Below are 17,016 nucleotides of genomic sequence, written 5' to 3'. Positions count from 1 at the left end.
AAACCCGCAGATCATCCGCTCTAAAAGCCGACGCACCCACACCGTTCAATCACCTCTCAAGCCAACCAAGATCCGTGAACGTAGGAATTGTGTTGGCCGCGCTTAGGCGAGCAAGAACTAACTGCATGCAACACGCAAATAGCGGCTATCAAAACTACTGCGCGCCCACCTGACGACTATTTGCTACGTTTTGTTAACCGCTCTAAGTGTTCCCACGCGTACTGCGATGGCCGACGCAGACGCCGGCCATCGCAGTGCACACAGCTAAAACCGCATTACTTCGCTGCGTTAGCGTTCATCACCGCATTGCGACTGGCATCCAGATACTGCGCCGGATCGCGCATGCCGGTGGTGTGGCATTGCCCCGTGGTGTGGCCGCGATTCACCCCGCCCGGCAGCTGCGCATTGACCTGCTCCACAGTGCCGTCTTCTGGGTCGTTCAACACCAGATCCGAGGCCGCATTGCAGTAGTCGTTGGTGTACCAGTTGGTCTTGGCGAACGAGGTCGTGTAGTAGTTGACCTTGGCCCGCGCATCGGCCGGAATGCCGGCCAGCCACGCCTTCGCACCGTCGTAGGTCATGTCGGTATTGGTGCCGCAACCCACCCCGAACCACGAACCCACCGCCGCCAGAATGCCCGACAGGTTGGTGCCTTGATACGGCGTGCCCACTGACTGCATCACCCGCCCGCCGCTCGCGTTATCCAGCCCGCTCCAGTAGTAGGTATACAGATGCAGCGCGGCCATGCCGCCCTGGCTGTGCGCCACCGTGGCGAACGAAGACCACTGGCTGGCGAACTGCGCCAACCTTTGCGCGAACTGGTCGTTGCTGCGGTTCTGTTTGGCATCGATAAACGACGAAGCATTGGTGAATTGCGCCTGCGGCCACACGCCGTTGGAGCAATAGCCGTGCACCAGCACCAGTTGCGAGCCAGTGGCCTGCGGCTGCGCCATCGCACTGGCACTGGCCAACGCAGTCGGGCGCGGCCCCATACGCATGCTTTCGTCGATCGCACCGGCAGACCGCGCGATGCTGGCACGCCGTAACGCGGGCAGCTGCAACGGCAGCATGTCGGCCTGCACCAGCGGGATGTAATGGTCCGGGTCCTCGATGCGCAGACCGCGCACGCTAAACGGCGCACGCGCACCGGCACGCGCAATCCAGCGTTCGTCCAGGCTCAGTGGCAACTGGCCTTGTTGCGGCGTCAGCATGCCGCCGATCCATGCTACCGGCACCTCCTTGCCTTTGGCATCGGTGCCCCACACCTGGCCGAACACACGGTAGTGCGACGGCGCCTTGCCGCGCGCGGCGATGGGCAACGCAATGCTGAGCCGCGTGCCATCGGCAGCACGCGCGCTCAGTGCATTGCCGAGCAGACGCAACGAGGTATCCAGCACCGGCAGCACATGCTCGCTGGTGCGCACGAACGGCTGCCCGGCCTGGTCGTGACCACGCACGATCACCTGTGCGATCCAGGTGCCCTCACTACTCGGTTGAAATGTGCCGCCATACACGCCATCGCCGGCGGCACCATCGTCGTGTTGCCCGTCATCGGCCATCGGCAGCGTGCGGATGCCGCCTTGCGGATCGATCACACGCAGGCTGGCTGTCTCGATCTGCCCAGCCTGCGCGGCAAGCAAGGTCGCCCCGCGCGCATCGTTGCCGCTGAGCAATGCGTTGAGCGTCAACGATTGACCCACTTGCTGACGACGATTGCGCGGGTACGAAGCCAACTGCGTGCGTGCATCGCCTTCCATCAAGACATAGCCGCGCTGCACCACCGGCGATGCCGATTGCAGGGTCAGCGACCATGCACCGTTCTGTGCCGATTCCACTGCGTAACGCATGCCGCTGGTGCCACTCTCTGCGCTGCCCAGCAATGTACGTTGTGCCTGCAGTTGCGGTGCAACGGCAGCGGCACGCGCGCCGGCAATGCGTGGTGCAGTCACTGCCGCATCCCACGGTTGATCGCCGGCCAACACCATGAAACGCAGGTGGCCGTTTTCCACCGGCAAGGTGCCTTGCCAACGCGCGGAGTTACCCGCAGGCATCAACTCCACTGGCAGCAAGGCGCTCTTGGACAGGATGGCCGACTCTGCCGGATCGGGCGCGCGCATCTGCGCGAACTCCTCCGGTGGGCCAGCCAGTTGTTTGGGCTGCAGCTCCGCCGCCGCAAGCGGCAGGGACACGAGCGACAGGCTGCACAGTAACGACAATAGCGACGGCTTCGGCATGGCGACATCTCTCCTTGAACGTTGCGAAGCAATGCCGCTGCGCATGGCAACGACACCGGATGCAGCGCCCCCTCGCCGCGATTCGCCGATGGTTATACCGCGCGCTTGTGACAGGTCTGCTGTGCGCTGCAGCACCTCACGCGCAGCCAACAAATCCACAGAAATGAATAGTACGGACTGTGATCCAGGTCGTGGACATCTCGATTCCGCGCACCGCAATGCCGGATCACACGCACGTTCGGTGGTCGATGTTGAGCGTCGTACTCGGCGGGCACTCGTCTACCCAGACGACCTTGCGAAAGCTATTGCGACCTTCGCGATGCCGAGGTCTACAAGATGTGGGCGGCGGTGCGGGAGCGATACTGCTCTACCCACGCGACAGACTGCGCAATGCCGCCGAAGGGAAAGAAGTGCAGGCTCACGTCTCCATGCGCCTCAGTGAGGCCGGTGGCGAGGCGATCCACAAAACGATCCGGCCCCGCGCTACCGAACAGCTTGCCGATCGAGATGCCGTACTTGGACAACATCGATGCGCATGCGCCCACACCGCACCGTGCGGCATAGCGCGCGAGCACCGCGACGCCGGCAGGACCGGGAACGCCCACACGCACGGGATGTGCAATGCCACGCGCGCGCAGCGCTTCCAGCCAGGTCAGCACGATGTCGGCATCGAACGCGAATTGCGTGACGATCAGCGGCGCCATGCCGCGCTCGGCGATGCTGCGACACTTACGTTCCAGCACATCCCATTGATCGGTTGCAGGCATGCTCGGATGTCCTTCCGGATGCCCTGCCACGCCGATGGTCTTGATGCCCGAGCGCTCGAAAACACCTGTATCGATCAGCGACACGCTGTCCGAAAAGGGTCCGATCGCAGCGGGCGCATCACCCGCGATCACCAGGCAGCGCTCAACGCCGGCTTCATCGACGGCGCGCCTGACGAAGGCGTGCAACGCATCGAGCGAGGCGATGCGGCGCGCGGAAAGGTGCGGCATGGGCGCGAAGCCGAGGGTGCGCACCGTCTGTGCGGCGGCCAGTCGCGCATCGTCGTTCTGGCTGGGCAGGTAGGGGATGGCAATGGTTGAGCCACGCAGGATCCGCGGCGCCGCTGCGGTCAGCGCGGCAATGTCGTTTGCGCCGACCTCCAACGAATAGCCATCGGTGAGGGTGCTGGCGAGGCTGGGCGGATCCGGAGACATCAAAGGGGTTGCCGTCCTCTGGTGGCGATTGGGTGGCGCCCGCATGTCAGCGCTGGTCGAGCGGGAAGGCGGCCCGTGCAACACACGCGCCTGGCGATGCTGTCCATCAGTGGGCTCCCGGCGGAGTGGCGTTGCCATTGCCAGGCGCGCGCGCCAGTTCGATAAAGGCGCGCAGGTAGTCGACGGCGATATCCGCCTCGCGTGCGCCCAGGAAGATCTGCTTGGGGATGCCGCGCGCACCCAGCCGGACCGGCACTACGTCCATTCTGGAGGCATATTCCTCCACCAGCCAGCGTGGCATGGCGGCCACGCCGCGGCCGCTGGCCACCATCTGCATCATGATGTCGGTGGTTTCGATGGCCTTGTGGCGCCTGGGCGTGACACCGGCCGGCAGCAGGAACTGGCTGTAGATGTCCAGCCGCTCAAGTTCCACCGGATAGCTGATGAGCACCTCGCGTGTCAGCTGCTGCGGCTTGACGTAGGCCGCCGACGCCAGCGCATGGCCGCTGGCCACGACCAGCACCTGCTCGTAGTCGAACACCGGCTCGAACCGCAGCCCTGGCTTGTACAGCGGGTCGGGTGTGACCAGTAGATCGATCTCGTAGCCGAACAGTGCGCCAATGCCGCCGAACTGGAACTTCTGCTTGACGTCCACATCCACATCCGGCCAGGTGGCCAGATAGGGCGCCACCAGCTTGAGCAGCCACTGGTAGCAGGGATGGCATTCCATGCCGATGCGCAGCGCACCGCGCTCGCCCTGCGCGAACTGCCCCAGGCGCTCTTCGGCCAGGTCCAGTTGCGGCAGCACCCGGTTGGCTACCGCCAGCAGATACTGGCCGGCCTGGGTCAGCCGCAGGCTGCGCCCCTCGCGCAGCCAGACGTCGGTGCCCAGCTGCTGCTCCAGCTTTTTCATGCTGTGGCTCAGCGCCGACTGGGTCAGGTTCAACACGCCGGCGGCGGCCGTCAGCGAGCCTTGCTGCTCGACCTGCTGGACGATGGTGAGGTGGATGCGCTCAAGCATTCAGATGATCCGAATTCATGGATTGTTGAAATAACACCATTTTACTTCATTGAATGCGAGCCCTAGCATCGGGGTTCGTCGTTTTAGGTCCACCTGCATGACTGTCAACGTGCCACACCCCCTCCGCGTCGTCGCGGTCTCCGGCGGGATGCAACGCCCCTCCAAGGCCGTCGCCCTGGCCGAGCATCTGCTGGCGCTGATCGCCGATGCAGTGCCGTGCGAGCAGCATCTGGTCGAACTCGGGGCGTTGGCACCGCAGTTCGCTGGGGCGGTCTGGCGCTCGCAGTTGCCCGCAACGGTGGAGCAGGAACTGATCGCCGTGGAGCAGGCCGACGTATTGGTGGTGACAACGCCGGTCTATCGCGGCTCCTTCACCGGGCTGTTCAAGCACTTCTTCGACTTCATCCATCAGGACGCCTTGATCGACACGCCCGTCCTGTTGGCTGCAACCGGCGGCAGCGACCGCCATGCGTTGGTGATCGACCACCAGCTGCGGCCGCTTTTCAGTTTCTTCCAGGCACGCACGTTGCCGCTGGGCGTCTACGCCACCGATCGGGACTTCCTGGATTACCGCGTGCACAACGAGGCCCTGGCAGAGCGGGCCAGGCTGGCGGTGCAGCGGGCATTGCCGCTGATCGCATTGACGCGGCAACCAAGTGCCATCGCCGCTTGAGGCCTATCCCGCCCACGGTTGCCTGGCGGGCCACCACGCCGTCTTCGGCAACCGGATCCGTTGGCGATGGCCCGCCGATCCAGAGTCCCGGCTTCCATCCAGCAGGCATCAACAGCTTCGCTGAAAAGTGCGCTCGTATTTAATCTCGAAACAAGGCGTCAGCTTGCAATGACTCAGGAATTGACCTTCAGCATCAAGAGCCTTTGGTTCGACGAGGACTACCGTCCCGCGGCCAATACGCGCAACACGACCAACTTTGCCAACCTGGCCAGGGGGCAGCGTCGTCAGGAAAATTTGCGTAACACGCTGGCGATGATTAACAACCGTTTCAACGACCTGGCGCATTGGGATAATCCCACGCTTGACCGCTACGCGGTCGAGCTCGAAATCATCTCTGTCGAGATGAAGATCGGTGGGAGCGAAGCAGGCGATGCATTTCCGCTGATCGAGATATTGAAACCCAGCATCCTCGATAAAACGACCGGCGCGCGCATCGACGGCATTGCAGGGAATAATTTTTCCTCCTATGTGCGCGACTACGATTTCAGCGTGCTGCTGCCAGCGCACAATCAGGACGCGTCCAGCTTCAGCCTGCCGGCGGAGTTCGGCAGCCTGCATGGCAAGCTGTTCAAGCACTTCGTGCACTCGGACGCTTACACCGCGCGGTTCACCAAGCCGCCGGTCATCTGCATCAGCGTCTCCAGCAGCAAGGTCTATCACCGCACCGGAAACCAGCACCCCATCCTGGGCATCGAATACCGGCAGGACGAAGGTTCATTGACGGATCGGTATTTCGAGAAGATGGGCCTGCAGGTGCGCTATTTCATGCCGCCCAACAGTGTTGCCCCGTTGGCGTTTTACTTTCTCGGCGACCTGCTGAACGACTACACCAATCTTGAGCTGATCGGCACAATCAGCACCATGGAGACGTTCCAGAAGATTTACCGGCCAGAGATCTACAACGCCAATTCCGCAGCAGGCGCCATCTACCAGCCGAGCCTGAAGCATCAGGATTATTCGTCTACCCAGATCGTCTACGACCGCGAAGAGCGCAGTCAGCTCGCGGTGACGCAGGGCAAATTCACGCAGGAGCACTTCATCAAGCCCTACGGGAACATTCTCGAGCAGTGGGCCTCCAGCCACGCTGTCTAATCAACACGAACGCAAGACATCACTCATCATGAATAAGCTGCTCCCCACCTCAACCGCCGGTAGCCTGCCCAAGCCGTCCTGGCTCGCGCAACCGGAGAAACTCTGGTCTCCCTGGAAGCTGCAGGACGAGGAACTGATCGAAGGCAAGCAGGACGCATTGCGCTTGTCGCTGCAGGAACAGCAGCACGCCGGCATCGATATCGTGAGCGACGGCGAGCAGACCCGTCAGCATTTCGTCACCACCTTCATCGAACACCTCAGCGGTGTGGATTTCGAAAAGCGCGAGACGGTCAGGATTCGCGATCGCTATGACGCCAGCGTCCCCACCGTTGTTGGTGCGGTGAGCCGCCCGAAGTCCGTCTTCGTCGACGATGCCAAGTTCTTGCGCCAGCAGACCCGGCAGCCGATCAAATGGGCGCTGCCCGGCCCCATGACGATGATCGATACCCTCTTTGATGCGCACTACAAAAGCCGCGAAAAGCTGGCATGGGAGTTTGCGAAGATTCTCAATCAGGAAGCCAGGGAGCTCGAAGCTGCCGGCGTGGATATCATCCAGTTCGACGAGCCGGCCTTCAATGTCTTCTTCGACGAGGTCAACGACTGGGGTGTTGCCACCCTTGAACGGGCCATCGAAGGCCTAAAGTGCGAGACCGCCGTCCATATCTGCTATGGCTACGGTATCAAGGCCAATACCGACTGGAAGCAGACGCTGGGGTCGGAGTGGCGTCAGTACGAAGAGTCGTTCCCCAAGCTGCAGACATCCAATATCGACATCATCTCGCTGGAGTGCCACAACTCGCATGTGCCGATCGATCTGATCGAACTCGTTCGCGGCAAGAAGGTGATGGTCGGCGCCATCGACGTGGCAAGCAATACGATCGAAACACCGCAGGAGGTGGCCGATACGCTGCGCAGGGCGCTCCGGTTTGTCGATGCCGACAAGCTCTACCCGTCCACCAACTGCGGGATGGCGCCGCTCGCCCGGCACGTTGCACGAGGCAAACTCACTGCCCTCAGTGCGGGCGCAGACATCATTCGCGCAGAACTGTCGGCACGCTAGCGCGCTGATGCTTGCGCTAAATCAGCGGCCTAAGGAATGCGGGCCGATGCGAACGCTATCCCGCCGCTGCAACGGGCGACCGAGACCGGCGCCGCACTAACAAACAAGCCCCCGCATGCGGGGGCTTGTTTGTCTTCCATCGGGTTGCAGCGATCAATAATTGACCTGCAACTGCAGCCGTAGCAGATCGCCTTCCACCACCGGATACGGTGCAGTGGTGACGTCGGTGCGCTTCATCTTGGAATACGCAAACACCAGCTCCAGCGCATCCATCGGTTGCCACTCGACACCGGCTTCCACTTCGTCCAGACGCATGCGCGGCGCATTGGTATCGAACTTGGAACCGCCGCGGTAGGTCTGCCATTTCAGGTACGGCAGCAGAGTGCCGTAATTGAAGTCGTGCTTGAACATCGCCTGCACGTAACCGCCGCTCAGCGAACGGGTACGGATACGCCGCTGCGCGACATCCAGCTCCGGGCCGCGGCCCACTGTCCACTCGGCCTGCAGGCCGAACGGTTGCGGGTAGTAAATGATGTGGGCGGCCACGCGTTGGTCGGTATAGCCGTTCGGGTCGGTGATCGCCGGGGTAAAGCTGCGGCCGCCGATATTCACTGCCGCCGCCGTCGGCACGAAACGTCCGCTGTAGGCATCGGCGCCCACTTCCAGATACTGGCCATTGGCGAATTTGAACGGGTAGGTGGCGTGCACCACCGCATGCATGCCGTCGTTGCGTTCTGCGCGGTTGGCGCCCTGGCCGTTGTAGACGCCGGCGCCGATCACGCCGTAATCACCCGAGCCCTTCAGGCCCGACTTGACCAGATCCTGAAAGCGGCCCTTGGCCACGGTGGGGCTGTAATAGAACACCGCACCGATATCGCGTTCGTCGCGCAGGCCGGAGTTGAGCGCGTCGGCGCGATCCAGCGTGAGACGGTTCTGGCTGGACTGCAGGTTTTCCCAGCCGTACGGCATCTTCGACTGGCCCACACGCACGCGGTATTCGCGCTTCTTGTCGAAGTAGATATCGGCATACGCATCGCGCAGCTGCGCGAAGTTGGAGGTGGTCGAACCGGTGGGCGTGCTCGCGAAATCCGGCTGGAAGTACAGCGACACGTGCTCGTTGAGATCGCCGCTCAGCACCAGACGCGCACGCCGGATGCCCAGGCTCTGGTCGTTGCCGATAAAGCGGTCGCCGGGCGCACGCAGGTCTTGCGCGTCGCCGCCGATGCCCTGGTTGTAGCGGATCTGGGTGTAGCCGCGCAGGCTCAGCTTGTCGTACCACTTCTTGCCGGCCTCGCCAGGCTTGGCCGGCGCTGCTGCCGGCACGGGTGCAGGTGCGGTCTGGGCGATGGCGGTGTCGGCCGCCACTGGCGCGGCGGGCGGCGGCGGCAATGCCGGCGCGGCAGGCAGTGCCGAGGCCGGCAGCTTGCCGTTCTCGTCCACCTGCACGAACTTGCCCAGCTTGTCGCGCCCCGGTGCCGGCTCGGCGAAGATCTGCTTGGTCTTGCGGTCGACGTACAGCTCCAGCTCTGCAGCCAGCGTACTGCCGCTGGCGGTCGCGCTGAGGGCGCACAGAACGGTGGCGAGATTGCGTTTTTTCATGGGTCCGGCTCGTGCAAGGGAAACGGGTCGGCGGCAGCGTCAGGCCTGCGGCTGCCCCCAACCGGGGCGGCGAACATGGCGTCTGAGCGCCTGCCAGGCGCCCAGGTCGTCCTGACGTAGCGGCAATGGCAGCAGTTATATTTAGATTTGATGTCAGTTTGGTGACATCGGAAGCGACTGGTCAGCGCCACGCATGTGTCAGCTGCGTTTCCGGCCGATGTCAGTTATGCGACGCGCGGGAGGCGAACCTATCAGCGCGCAATGTGAGGTGCGGGGCGTTTTGCACCGCTGTCGTTGCCGCCGCGCGTCCTCAAGTCTGCAGTGCCACTGGCAGGCAGCGACGCCATGAGGCGGAGAGTGATGCAGGGCGGAAGGCGCGCGCCGCGTACGGCAACCGCGCCGCTGTCGTCGTTTTCCCGAGCAGCAGGGGGCGAGGGGACGAATGAATCAAAACGCGGCGAAGGCGGGTCAGAGCCCGCCGCCGTCTGATCAAACACTCTGGCGTATCGCCGAGCAGGTACTGGTCAACGCATGTCGACCAGCACCGTGCCGACGCCCGACTCAGGCTGCCGGTGCCGCCTTCAACGCCGCAGCCACCGCATCGTGCAGCGAGGTGGTCGGGCGGCCGATCAACCCGCTCAAGGTGTGGCTGTCGTCGAACAGGCTGCCGCCGCGCGAGGACGCCGAGCACTGCGCCAGCACCTGGGCGAACGGAGCCGGCAAGCCGATTTGCACCAGCGCCGCCGCGTAGTCGGCTTCGGGCAGATCGTGATAGGCCACCGGCTTGCCGGACTGCTGCGCCAGCTCGGCGGCATAGTCGGCCATGGTGAAGGCGGTATCGCCGGCCAGCTCATAGACCTTCCCGGCCTGCGGTGTGTCGGCGGCCAGCACCGCTGCGGCGGCGGCGGCATAGTCGGCACGCGTGGCTGCGCTGATCCTGCCCTCGCCGGCGCTGCCGATCACCGCGCCATGCGCCACTTCGGCCGCGATCGAGCCGGTGTAGTTCTCGGTGTACCAGCCATTGCGCAGCAGCACATGCGGCACGCCGCTCTCGCGCAGCAGCGCTTCGGTGGCGACATGCTCGTCGGCCAGCGATAGCGTGCTGCTGTCGGCGTGCAGCACGCTCGTATAGGCCAGCAATTCCACGCCGGCACGCTTGGCCGCCTCGATCACGTTGCGGTGCTGCGGCACGCGTTCGCCCACCGCATTGGACGACACCAGCAGCACGCGGCCCACCCCGGCGAAGGCCTCATCCAGGCTCTGCGGGTCTGCATAGTCGGCGCGACGCACGCTGATGTCGCGTTTTGCGAACTTTGCGAGTGACGCAGTATCGCGGGCCGTTGCTACGATGCGTGCCGCTGGCACACGCTCTAGCAAGGCTTCGACGACCAACGCGCCCAACTGCCCGCTGGCGCCGGTGACGAGGATCAGGGGGGAAGTGTGTGCCATGGTGAACTCCAGTTGGTATTGATAAGAGGTGTGGTCTACTATCTAGACTCTAGGTCCGCGCACTCATTATCAGGGCCGTTCGATCCTCCACAAGGAGGCAGTTTTCTTCCCCCTGGTTACCGTGAGATACCCCCGTGAACGCGATTGCTCTGTTTCCACCGCCGCCGTCCCTGCAAGGCATGCCCTTCGACGCCACCAAGTGCCCGGTGCGCGATGTGCTCGATCAGATCGGCGACAAATGGACCATGCTGATCCTGCTGACGTTGATCCCCGGCCCGTCCCGCTTCAGCGCCATCCAGCGCGCCGTGCCGGACATCTCCAAGCGGATGCTGACCCAGACCCTGCGCAACCTCGAGCGCAACGGCATGATCACCCGCAAGGTCTACGCCACCAAGCCGCCCAGCGTGGAATATGCCTTGTCCAAGCTTGGCGTGGCGCTGCTCGGCCCGATCTCGCAGCTGCTCAACTGGGCAGGCGAAAACCATGCGGCCATTCGCTCCGCACGCGAACGCTTCGATCATGCCCAGCAGCCGGCGGTCGCGCTGGATGCCGACGAAGCGATGGCGTAAGCGCTGCACTGCAGTGTTGCCTAGGGAACTGGCGGCGCCGGCCTGATTAGGTTGGCGCCGCTACGTAGGCTGATCGTCGGTTGATCGTTGGCTTGCGCGCGTGCCAGACATGGATCGACTGTTGCCGCCTGGCACTCGCCAGCGGCTTGCATCTCCGCAATGTGCCAAGTGCAAAGATGTGAGCGCATGCTCACAAAATCCCGCGCTGGATAAACGCCTGATAGCGCAACCATGCCGGCTGCGGCGCGCAAACCCTTACAGCATCAGCACGATGTCGCGGCCTATCGCTGCCATCGCAAACTTCAATCGAAAGCCGGCTCAAGCGTAAGCGCTCGCACCCGATAAGGGCTCACCTTATCTCGCGAACCCACTGCGCCATGCCTGTCTTCGGCACCTTGTCCGCCTCAACGCGACGCACCCTGGGCGTTGCCCTGCTCGCGCTGTGGTGCGGCTGGATTGCCGTGGCCTGGTCCACGCCACGCATGCCGAGCAACGATGTGGCCAGTGCCTGGGCGCAGGTGCAGGCCAGCCTGCCGGCCACGCAGCAGGCGCCGATGTTGATCGGCGTTGCAGGCGCTTGCGCCTGTACCGACCTTGCATCCAATCGCGCCTGGGCCGTGCTCAGCAGCGCGGTGCGTGCGCGTGGCGGCCAGGTGCGCATGCTCGACATGCCAACGCTGCGTGGCAGCGGCTATTCGGTGTGGTTGCTCGGCGCTGACGGCCAACCGCGCTATGCCGGCCCGGCCGACGGCGGTGCCGTCTGCGGCACGGCAGGCGCAGCCGATTGGTCGCGCTGGCTTCCCAACGTGCTGGCGCGCACTGCGAGTGCTGCGGTGGCGTTTCCTTGTCCTTGTGCCGTGGAGTCGCTGTCATGATGGAACTGCCCGCATCGGCATCGCCGACCTCCACCTACGCCACCCGCCTGGCGATCAAGGCCGATCGGCTGTTTCTGTGGCTGGCCGTGCTGCAGAGCATTGGCTCGCTGGGTCTGGCCTGGTACCAAGGTCAGTGGACCACCTTTCTCGCCGTCACGCTGCCCAGCCTGCTGCTGATGGCCTGGCAGGTGCATGCCAACCCCGGCACGCGCCTGACCCGCATCACCAACGCCTTGGTGCTGATGGCCCTGGTCGCTGCCACCATCCAGCAAGCGCACGGCCTGGTGGAGATGCACTTCGGCGTCTTCGTGATCCTGGCGCTGCTGCTCTATTACCGCGACTGGTTGCCGGTGGTGGTCGCCGCCGGTGCCATCGCCGTGCATCACCTGGCGTTCTATTGGCTGCAATCGCGTGGCATGCCGGTGCAGGCGTTCACGGTTGGCAGCGGCTTCGGCATCGTGCTGCTGCATGCGGGGTATGTGATCGTCGAAACCGCCTTTGTCTGCGTCATGGCGATTCAACTACGTCGCCAGGTCGATGCGCTCGACCACGAAGCCGAATCGCTGGTGGAACTGGCCGACACCCTGGCAACCGGCGCCACCTTGCCGCCGGCCATCCTGCAGCAGAGCTTCCGCAGCGGATCGCTGGCACAGGCGCTGGTGCGCATGAGCGTGCAGGTGGAAGAGCGCATCGCCCAACAACAGCAATTACTGCTGGAAAATCGGCGCATTCGCCTGGCGCTGGACGCATCGGCGATGGCCGTGGCGATTGTTGATGGGCAGGGCGAAGCCATCTACCGCAATCAGTCGTTCCAGCAACTGAGCACGCAGGTCGACACCCACGTGCTGCACAGCGCGCTCGCCGATGCCGTGCAGTTGGGGCATGACGCCGGCACCAGCAGAACGCGCGCGCTCGCTGCGCTGCAGCTGCAGGAAAACATCACCCCCGTCCGCGACCACGACGGCGCCTCGCTGGGCGTGGTGGTGGAGTGGCAAGACCGCACCCAGGAACTGGCGCTGGAAGCACAGCTGGCCACGGTCATCGCACACGCCACGCGTGGCGAGCTTGGTGCACGGCTGCAAGGGCACGCCAAGGGCGGCACGCTCGGCCAGCTCGCCGATGGCATCAATCAATTTCTCGCCATCACCGACGACAGCCTGCAGGACATGCGCCGCATGCTGGCGGCGATGTCGCGTGGCGACCTGTCGCAGCGCATCGATCGGCATTGCGAAGGCGTGTTCGAGCAGATGAAGCGCGATGCCAATGCCACCGCCGACGAGCTGGCGCGCATCATCACGCAGATCCGCAGCTCCAGCACCGCCATCAATCACGCCGCCGGCCACATCCTCACCCGCAACGATGCGTTGGAGCAGCAGGTGCAGCGCCAATCGGCCACTCTGGGCCGCACTGCCACCCAGATGCAGGCTGTGCTCGGCACCATGCAGCAGCACACCGCGCAGGCAGCGGATGCGGATAAACTCACCGCCGCCGCATCCGAGGCCGCACGCACTGGCGGCGACACCATGCATCAGGCGATGGGCACCATGCAGCAGATGGAGCAAGCCTCGCGGCGCATCCAGGACATCGTCTCGGTCATCGACGGCCTCGCCTTCCAGACCAACATCCTTGCCTTGAACGCCGCCGTCGAAGCCGCACGTGCCGGCCACGAAGGCCGCGGTTTTGCCGTGGTCGCCAGCGAAGTGCGCGCGCTGGCGCTACGCTCGTCCACCGCCGCCAGCCAGATCAAGACGCTGATCGGCGAATCGGTCACGCATATGCAAGCCGGCGTGCAACAAGTCCGCCACGCAGGCGAAGGCATGCAGCACATCGTCAGCACCATCGGCCAGGTCAGCAGCACGCTCAGCAAGATCGCCGTTGCCTCGCAACAAGAGGCTGGCAGCATCGCGCAGGTGCATCACACCCTCGCCGGCGTGGACACCGACATGCGCGACGGCGTCACCCGCATGCAGGACGCCAGCGCCGCCGCACGCGCCATGGGCGACCATGCCGCGCAGCTGGAAGATGCAGTGAGTGCGTTTGTGGCGGATGCACGCGACGGCAGCGCTGATGCAGTGCACAGGCTGCGCGTTGCCTGATCAACGCTGGCGTATTAGTTACGCAGCTCCCGCAGCTTGCCGGTGAACCAGGATTGGCTTGATACCGGCGCAGCGTTGCCGCAACGCACCTGATACGGCTTGCCCGACATGCTGCTCTTGGTGGCGGCAAGTTCGATAAAAGACTCGGTGGAGGTCACCAGCCCCTTCTTCTGCAAGTAGTCGTACTTGCGCTGCAGGTGTTCGCTGGCTTTCTGCGCCGCGTACCACGACCCATTGCGCGAAAATTCGCAGTTGGATTGCGCAAGAACTTTGAAAAGCTGACCAACCTCACGCGTCGTGGCCGGCGAAACACCTTGCGCCGATGTAGAGGCGCTCAGCAGGAGGGCAATCAGAAAAAATTTAGCGTTCATCAGCCGAATCTTAGCGCAAGAGGCCACCATCTCAGCAGGCACGCGGACTGGTCGAAGTGACATTGGCCGACCTTCCTTCTAAAGCTCAGTCCACTGACACTAAACAGGCTCAGGGACGTAGCGCAACAGCGTCGAACGCTCAAAGTAATTCCCGTAATACTCGCCCTTCCGCAAACCTGGATTCGCCTCAAAATCGATGTAAGGCTCGGAACAATGCGGGCAGCGAAAGGGATTGAGGTAGGCGTAGCGGGACCCATCCGGTGCCAATGGCAGTGCGTCTTCCAGCGCAGCAAGCGCTTCGGCATCGGGCTCGGACAGCGCTGCAGGGCTACCCGGCAGATGGCTATCGACCGTGATGGTGTAACTGCCAGATCCCGAGTAGAAGTATCCCGCGTTGCTAAAACCCGCGTGATAGGAGCGGATCAGGAACGAACGCTTGCAGTGGTCGCATTCACAAGAAAGCAGCACGTTGCCACCGGTGACTAATCCGCTGAAGTGCAGGCCCCTGGCAAAAAGTCCCTTGCCTGCAAGTGCGGAACTGCTGACGCCGGCGCCCGGCAGGAAGAACGGCTGAAACCTGATCCCGGATGCTTGGCCATTCGCAAACGCGTCTGGATCGAGCTGCTCGGTCTGCGAAATGACACAGTCTGCCTGGCACCCGAGGTTGGGATGCACGCGAACGGAAAAGTGGAACCACCCCGTCGCAGCACCAAGTTCATGCCGATGCACCTCTCCCGCCGAGTCGACAAATTCCAGGACGCTATTGGGCTTCAACCATGCGCAAGGCTTGATCTCACACGGGACATCGCTCTGGCTAACGCGACACAACTCTTGCCCATCGGCTCGAACGATCAGTAACGGAGCGGCTTTCTTCTTGAAGATGGAGAACATGCTTTCCTTGGCGGTAATGCGTGAGTGACAGATTGGAGCGCTGAGCGCGAGCGCAGCAGAACAATGGTAGCTCTACCGAAGGTTCGGCGCTGCGCTCGCGCTCGACGTGTTCCTCTTGAAGGCCATGCCTACACTGGCAGGCGCAGTCAACACGAAACCGAACTGCTGATAGAGCTTGTACGCCTGACCATCCGCAATCAGGCTGACGTACGCGGACGCGGGTACTTCCCGCTCTATGTAGCCTGCGATCTCACCCATGACAGCCTTACCCAGGCCACGACCCTGATGCTTTGGCAAAACGGCAATGTCCACCACCTGATAAAAACAGCCGCCATCGCCGATGACGCGCCCCATCGCCACCGGCTCGCCATCGCAAAGCACCTGCACGCTGAAGAGCGAGTTGGGCAGCCCGCGCTCAGCGGCTTCCAGTGCCTTCGGGCTCAAGCCGCTTGCTTGCCGAAGATGCCGGTACGCTTCGACCGTCGGTGTTTGATGCACAACGCGATAGGGCGTTGAATGAGTCATTGCAAATTCCCTGTAGCACCGAACGGCTACGCTCATTCGATTTGAGAGGCGGATGAGGCTTGATTGAAATTCTAGGACGAATCAGCGGGGGAACCAATAAATGCTCTGTTTGCCTCGGTCACTGGAGCAAGTATTCCCAGGAGAGCCTTAGCCAACAAGCGAACCTGCTCCCAAGCGGGGTGCCGCATTGCTGCAAGATTTGCGGTGCGCCCCGAGCCTCCTGGCATCTCATTGACCGGAACAGGGTGTACCGCAGCAATAAATGCAAGAACAGCAGATTCCTGCTGTTCTGTGAAGAAGCCATTACCTATCAGGTTGTGTCCGTACAGAGCATCATCTCGTAGCTCCCAAGCGGTGTTGTAGTCGCCCATCGCTTGGCACTGCTCTTCCGCTGGCTCGGCCAACGTCTCTACAGTAAAGAGGAAAACATTGTATGAGAGGTGTGATGCCTCAATTGCCGATATTTGTGGGGGATCAGACATGGATTTCAACAGCCTGGATAGTTTGGAACATTAGGCGTCTTCAGCTTGAACAAATTGTTAGGTCGCATGCTGATACGTCACAGTTACAAACCCAATGATTGCTGCAAGGGCAAGCATGACAATCCATCCGGATCTTTGATGGAATGGCACTGGATTTCGACCAATCTGCGCTTCTGCCGCCGAAGCGTTGACTATCCAGCCGTGGGAGCAAACGGGGCAAATGAGCTGGTACTGCTTGGAGATAACCCATCCGAAAAGATGGTAGAAGTGTCCGTACTTGTACTTGAGACGCAGGACAAAATCTTGATGCTGCTCGCACCTCTGGCAGTGCTCATGCTCTGCCAGATCGAAGGTCAGCACTCGCTCGCCCCATCCCCAAAGAATCATCTGTCTCTCTCGAAATCTTTCTAGCGGTCTAACAACTGGATTAAGCCGACCCGCGAAGTGGATCCGGCTTGAACGAATTGCCAGGCGTCGCCATTAGTCACTGCTCCCGGCGCAGCCAGAGTCCCCAGCATCGCAGCCAGAGAAACCAAGGTCTTGACCCTCCGATGCGCCACCATCGGATGATGGATAGAGCGGGTCAATTGTACTGGACGATGTGGGGCCAAGTGCCTGAGAAGCAGCAAACGCGCCACAAACGACCGCGCCAATGACTGGAACAAGCCAGATGAGGGCAAGTTGCAGTACGCGTTGTGATGGCGAGAGCACCGAAACGCGAAGTACTGCTACCGACGCAATGATATTGCCAAGAGCAAGCACCGCACCCAATAGAAGTATCAACTCCATCGAAACCTCCAAGCCGACTGGCTATCATTGG

The 17,016-nt window shown here is 62.6% G+C and carries 16 protein-coding genes; 6 read left to right on the top strand and 10 right to left on the bottom strand.

Translation table 11 applies throughout. The annotated features are described in order from the left end of the window. Nucleotides 1-275: 275 nt before the first annotated feature. The 3 genes from AC1KVG_RS20795 to AC1KVG_RS20785 form a co-directional block, all read right to left on the bottom strand. Nucleotides 276-2,234, bottom strand: a complete 1,959-nt coding sequence (locus AC1KVG_RS20795; RefSeq protein ID WP_481095675.1) for a choice-of-anchor X domain-containing protein — start codon at nt 2,232-2,234, stop codon at nt 276-278. Between the two features lie 329 nt (nt 2,235-2,563). After that, a complete protein-coding gene (locus AC1KVG_RS20790; protein ID WP_481095677.1) occupies nt 2,564-3,436 on the bottom strand; it encodes a methylenetetrahydrofolate reductase in 873 nt (290 codons plus the stop codon). A 103-nt stretch (nt 3,437-3,539) separates the two neighbouring features. Continuing rightward, on the bottom strand, nt 3,540-4,454 hold the full coding sequence (locus tag AC1KVG_RS20785) for a LysR family transcriptional regulator (protein WP_481095674.1): 915 nt from the start codon (nt 4,452-4,454) through the stop codon (nt 3,540-3,542). Nucleotides 4,455-4,551: 97 nt separating this feature from the next. Here AC1KVG_RS20785 and msuE point away from each other — a divergent pair, with 97 nt between their 5' ends. The 3 genes from msuE (at nt 4,552) to AC1KVG_RS20770 (ending at nt 7,339) form a co-directional block, all read left to right on the top strand. After that, nucleotides 4,552-5,127 carry an FMN reductase gene (gene msuE, locus AC1KVG_RS20780; RefSeq protein WP_481095673.1) on the top strand — a complete coding sequence of 192 codons (576 nt, stop codon included), beginning with the start codon at nt 4,552-4,554 and terminating at the stop codon, nt 5,125-5,127. 168 nt (nt 5,128-5,295) lie between these two features. Next, nucleotides 5,296-6,279, top strand: coding sequence for a DUF1852 domain-containing protein (locus AC1KVG_RS20775; protein WP_481095676.1), 984 nt, complete (start codon nt 5,296-5,298; stop codon nt 6,277-6,279). A gap of 28 nt (nt 6,280-6,307) precedes the next feature. Continuing rightward, on the top strand, nt 6,308-7,339 hold the full coding sequence (locus AC1KVG_RS20770; protein WP_481095672.1) for a methionine synthase: 1,032 nt from the start codon (nt 6,308-6,310) through the stop codon (nt 7,337-7,339). 153 nt (nt 7,340-7,492) lie between these two features. Here the strand turns inward: AC1KVG_RS20770 and AC1KVG_RS20765 are convergent, their stop codons facing one another. After that, nucleotides 7,493-8,938, bottom strand: coding sequence for an OprO/OprP family phosphate-selective porin (locus AC1KVG_RS20765; RefSeq protein ID WP_023903021.1), 1,446 nt, complete (start codon nt 8,936-8,938; stop codon nt 7,493-7,495). 561 nt (nt 8,939-9,499) lie between these two features. Further along, a complete protein-coding gene (locus AC1KVG_RS20760; RefSeq protein WP_481095671.1) occupies nt 9,500-10,387 on the bottom strand; it encodes an SDR family oxidoreductase in 888 nt (295 codons plus the stop codon). A 134-nt stretch (nt 10,388-10,521) separates the two neighbouring features. Here AC1KVG_RS20760 and AC1KVG_RS20755 point away from each other — a divergent pair, with 134 nt between their 5' ends. From AC1KVG_RS20755 to AC1KVG_RS20745, 3 genes are all read left to right on the top strand, one after another. Beyond that, complete coding sequence (locus AC1KVG_RS20755) at nt 10,522-10,956, top strand: winged helix-turn-helix transcriptional regulator (RefSeq protein ID WP_039513244.1); 435 nt, start codon at nt 10,522-10,524, stop codon at nt 10,954-10,956. 377 nt (nt 10,957-11,333) lie between these two features. After that, nucleotides 11,334-11,831, top strand: a complete 498-nt coding sequence (locus tag AC1KVG_RS20750; protein WP_115037262.1) for a hypothetical protein — start codon at nt 11,334-11,336, stop codon at nt 11,829-11,831. Beyond that, nucleotides 11,828-13,927 carry a methyl-accepting chemotaxis protein gene (locus tag AC1KVG_RS20745; RefSeq protein WP_481095670.1) on the top strand — a complete coding sequence of 700 codons (2,100 nt, stop codon included), beginning with the start codon at nt 11,828-11,830 and terminating at the stop codon, nt 13,925-13,927. Before AC1KVG_RS20750 ends, AC1KVG_RS20745 begins: the two co-directional genes overlap by 4 nt. Before the next feature lie 14 nt (nt 13,928-13,941). Here AC1KVG_RS20745 and AC1KVG_RS20740 read toward each other — a convergent pair whose 3' ends face one another. The 5 genes from AC1KVG_RS20740 to AC1KVG_RS20720 all read right to left on the bottom strand — a co-directional run bounded on the left by AC1KVG_RS20740 (nt 13,942) and on the right by AC1KVG_RS20720 (nt 16,583). Continuing rightward, a complete protein-coding gene (locus AC1KVG_RS20740) occupies nt 13,942-14,298 on the bottom strand; it encodes a YfeK family protein (RefSeq protein WP_481095669.1) in 357 nt (118 codons plus the stop codon). Between the two features lie 99 nt (nt 14,299-14,397). Next, complete coding sequence (locus tag AC1KVG_RS20735; protein ID WP_481095668.1) at nt 14,398-15,189, bottom strand: hypothetical protein; 792 nt, start codon at nt 15,187-15,189, stop codon at nt 14,398-14,400. 72 nt (nt 15,190-15,261) lie between these two features. Beyond that, nucleotides 15,262-15,714 (bottom strand): GNAT family N-acetyltransferase, encoded by a 453-nt coding sequence (locus AC1KVG_RS20730; RefSeq protein WP_481095667.1) that lies wholly within the window; start codon nt 15,712-15,714, stop codon nt 15,262-15,264. Between the two features lie 71 nt (nt 15,715-15,785). Further along, a complete protein-coding gene (locus AC1KVG_RS20725; RefSeq protein WP_481095666.1) occupies nt 15,786-16,196 on the bottom strand; it encodes a hypothetical protein in 411 nt (136 codons plus the stop codon). Nucleotides 16,197-16,253: 57 nt separating this feature from the next. Further along, the gene (locus AC1KVG_RS20720; RefSeq protein ID WP_481095665.1) at nt 16,254-16,583 is read right to left on the bottom strand and encodes a hypothetical protein; all 330 of its coding nucleotides are present in this window, start codon (nt 16,581-16,583) and stop codon (nt 16,254-16,256) included. Between the last annotated feature and the right edge of the window lie 433 nt (nt 16,584-17,016).

The sequence above is a fragment of the Xanthomonas sp. NCPPB 3959 genome (assembly GCF_056675575.1).
Note: the sequence above shows the minus strand (reverse complement) of the source record. Positions and strands in the feature narration are given on the sequence as shown.

Excerpts from the sequence above, each read along its gene's own strand:
- AC1KVG_RS20795 (WP_481095675.1), bottom strand. The coding sequence starts at position 2,234 with ATGCCGAAGCCGTCGCTATTGTCGTTACTGTGCAGCCTGTCGCTCGTG.
- AC1KVG_RS20785 (WP_481095674.1), bottom strand. The coding sequence starts at position 4,454 with ATGCTTGAGCGCATCCACCTCACCATCGTCCAGCAGGTCGAGCAGCAA.
- msuE (WP_481095673.1), top strand. The coding sequence starts at position 4,552 with ATGACTGTCAACGTGCCACACCCCCTCCGCGTCGTCGCGGTCTCCGGC.
- AC1KVG_RS20775 (WP_481095676.1), top strand. The coding sequence starts at position 5,296 with ATGACTCAGGAATTGACCTTCAGCATCAAGAGCCTTTGGTTCGACGAG.
- AC1KVG_RS20770 (WP_481095672.1), top strand. The coding sequence starts at position 6,308 with ATGAATAAGCTGCTCCCCACCTCAACCGCCGGTAGCCTGCCCAAGCCG.
- AC1KVG_RS20765 (WP_023903021.1), bottom strand. The coding sequence starts at position 8,938 with ATGAAAAAACGCAATCTCGCCACCGTTCTGTGCGCCCTCAGCGCGACC.
- AC1KVG_RS20760 (WP_481095671.1), bottom strand. The coding sequence starts at position 10,387 with ATGGCACACACTTCCCCCCTGATCCTCGTCACCGGCGCCAGCGGGCAG.
- AC1KVG_RS20750 (WP_115037262.1), top strand. The coding sequence starts at position 11,334 with ATGCCTGTCTTCGGCACCTTGTCCGCCTCAACGCGACGCACCCTGGGC.
- AC1KVG_RS20745 (WP_481095670.1), top strand. The coding sequence starts at position 11,828 with ATGATGGAACTGCCCGCATCGGCATCGCCGACCTCCACCTACGCCACC.
- AC1KVG_RS20740 (WP_481095669.1), bottom strand. The coding sequence starts at position 14,298 with ATGAACGCTAAATTTTTTCTGATTGCCCTCCTGCTGAGCGCCTCTACA.
- AC1KVG_RS20735 (WP_481095668.1), bottom strand. The coding sequence starts at position 15,189 with ATGTTCTCCATCTTCAAGAAGAAAGCCGCTCCGTTACTGATCGTTCGA.
- AC1KVG_RS20730 (WP_481095667.1), bottom strand. The coding sequence starts at position 15,714 with ATGACTCATTCAACGCCCTATCGCGTTGTGCATCAAACACCGACGGTC.
- AC1KVG_RS20725 (WP_481095666.1), bottom strand. The coding sequence starts at position 16,196 with ATGTCTGATCCCCCACAAATATCGGCAATTGAGGCATCACACCTCTCA.
- AC1KVG_RS20720 (WP_481095665.1), bottom strand. The coding sequence starts at position 16,583 with ATGATTCTTTGGGGATGGGGCGAGCGAGTGCTGACCTTCGATCTGGCA.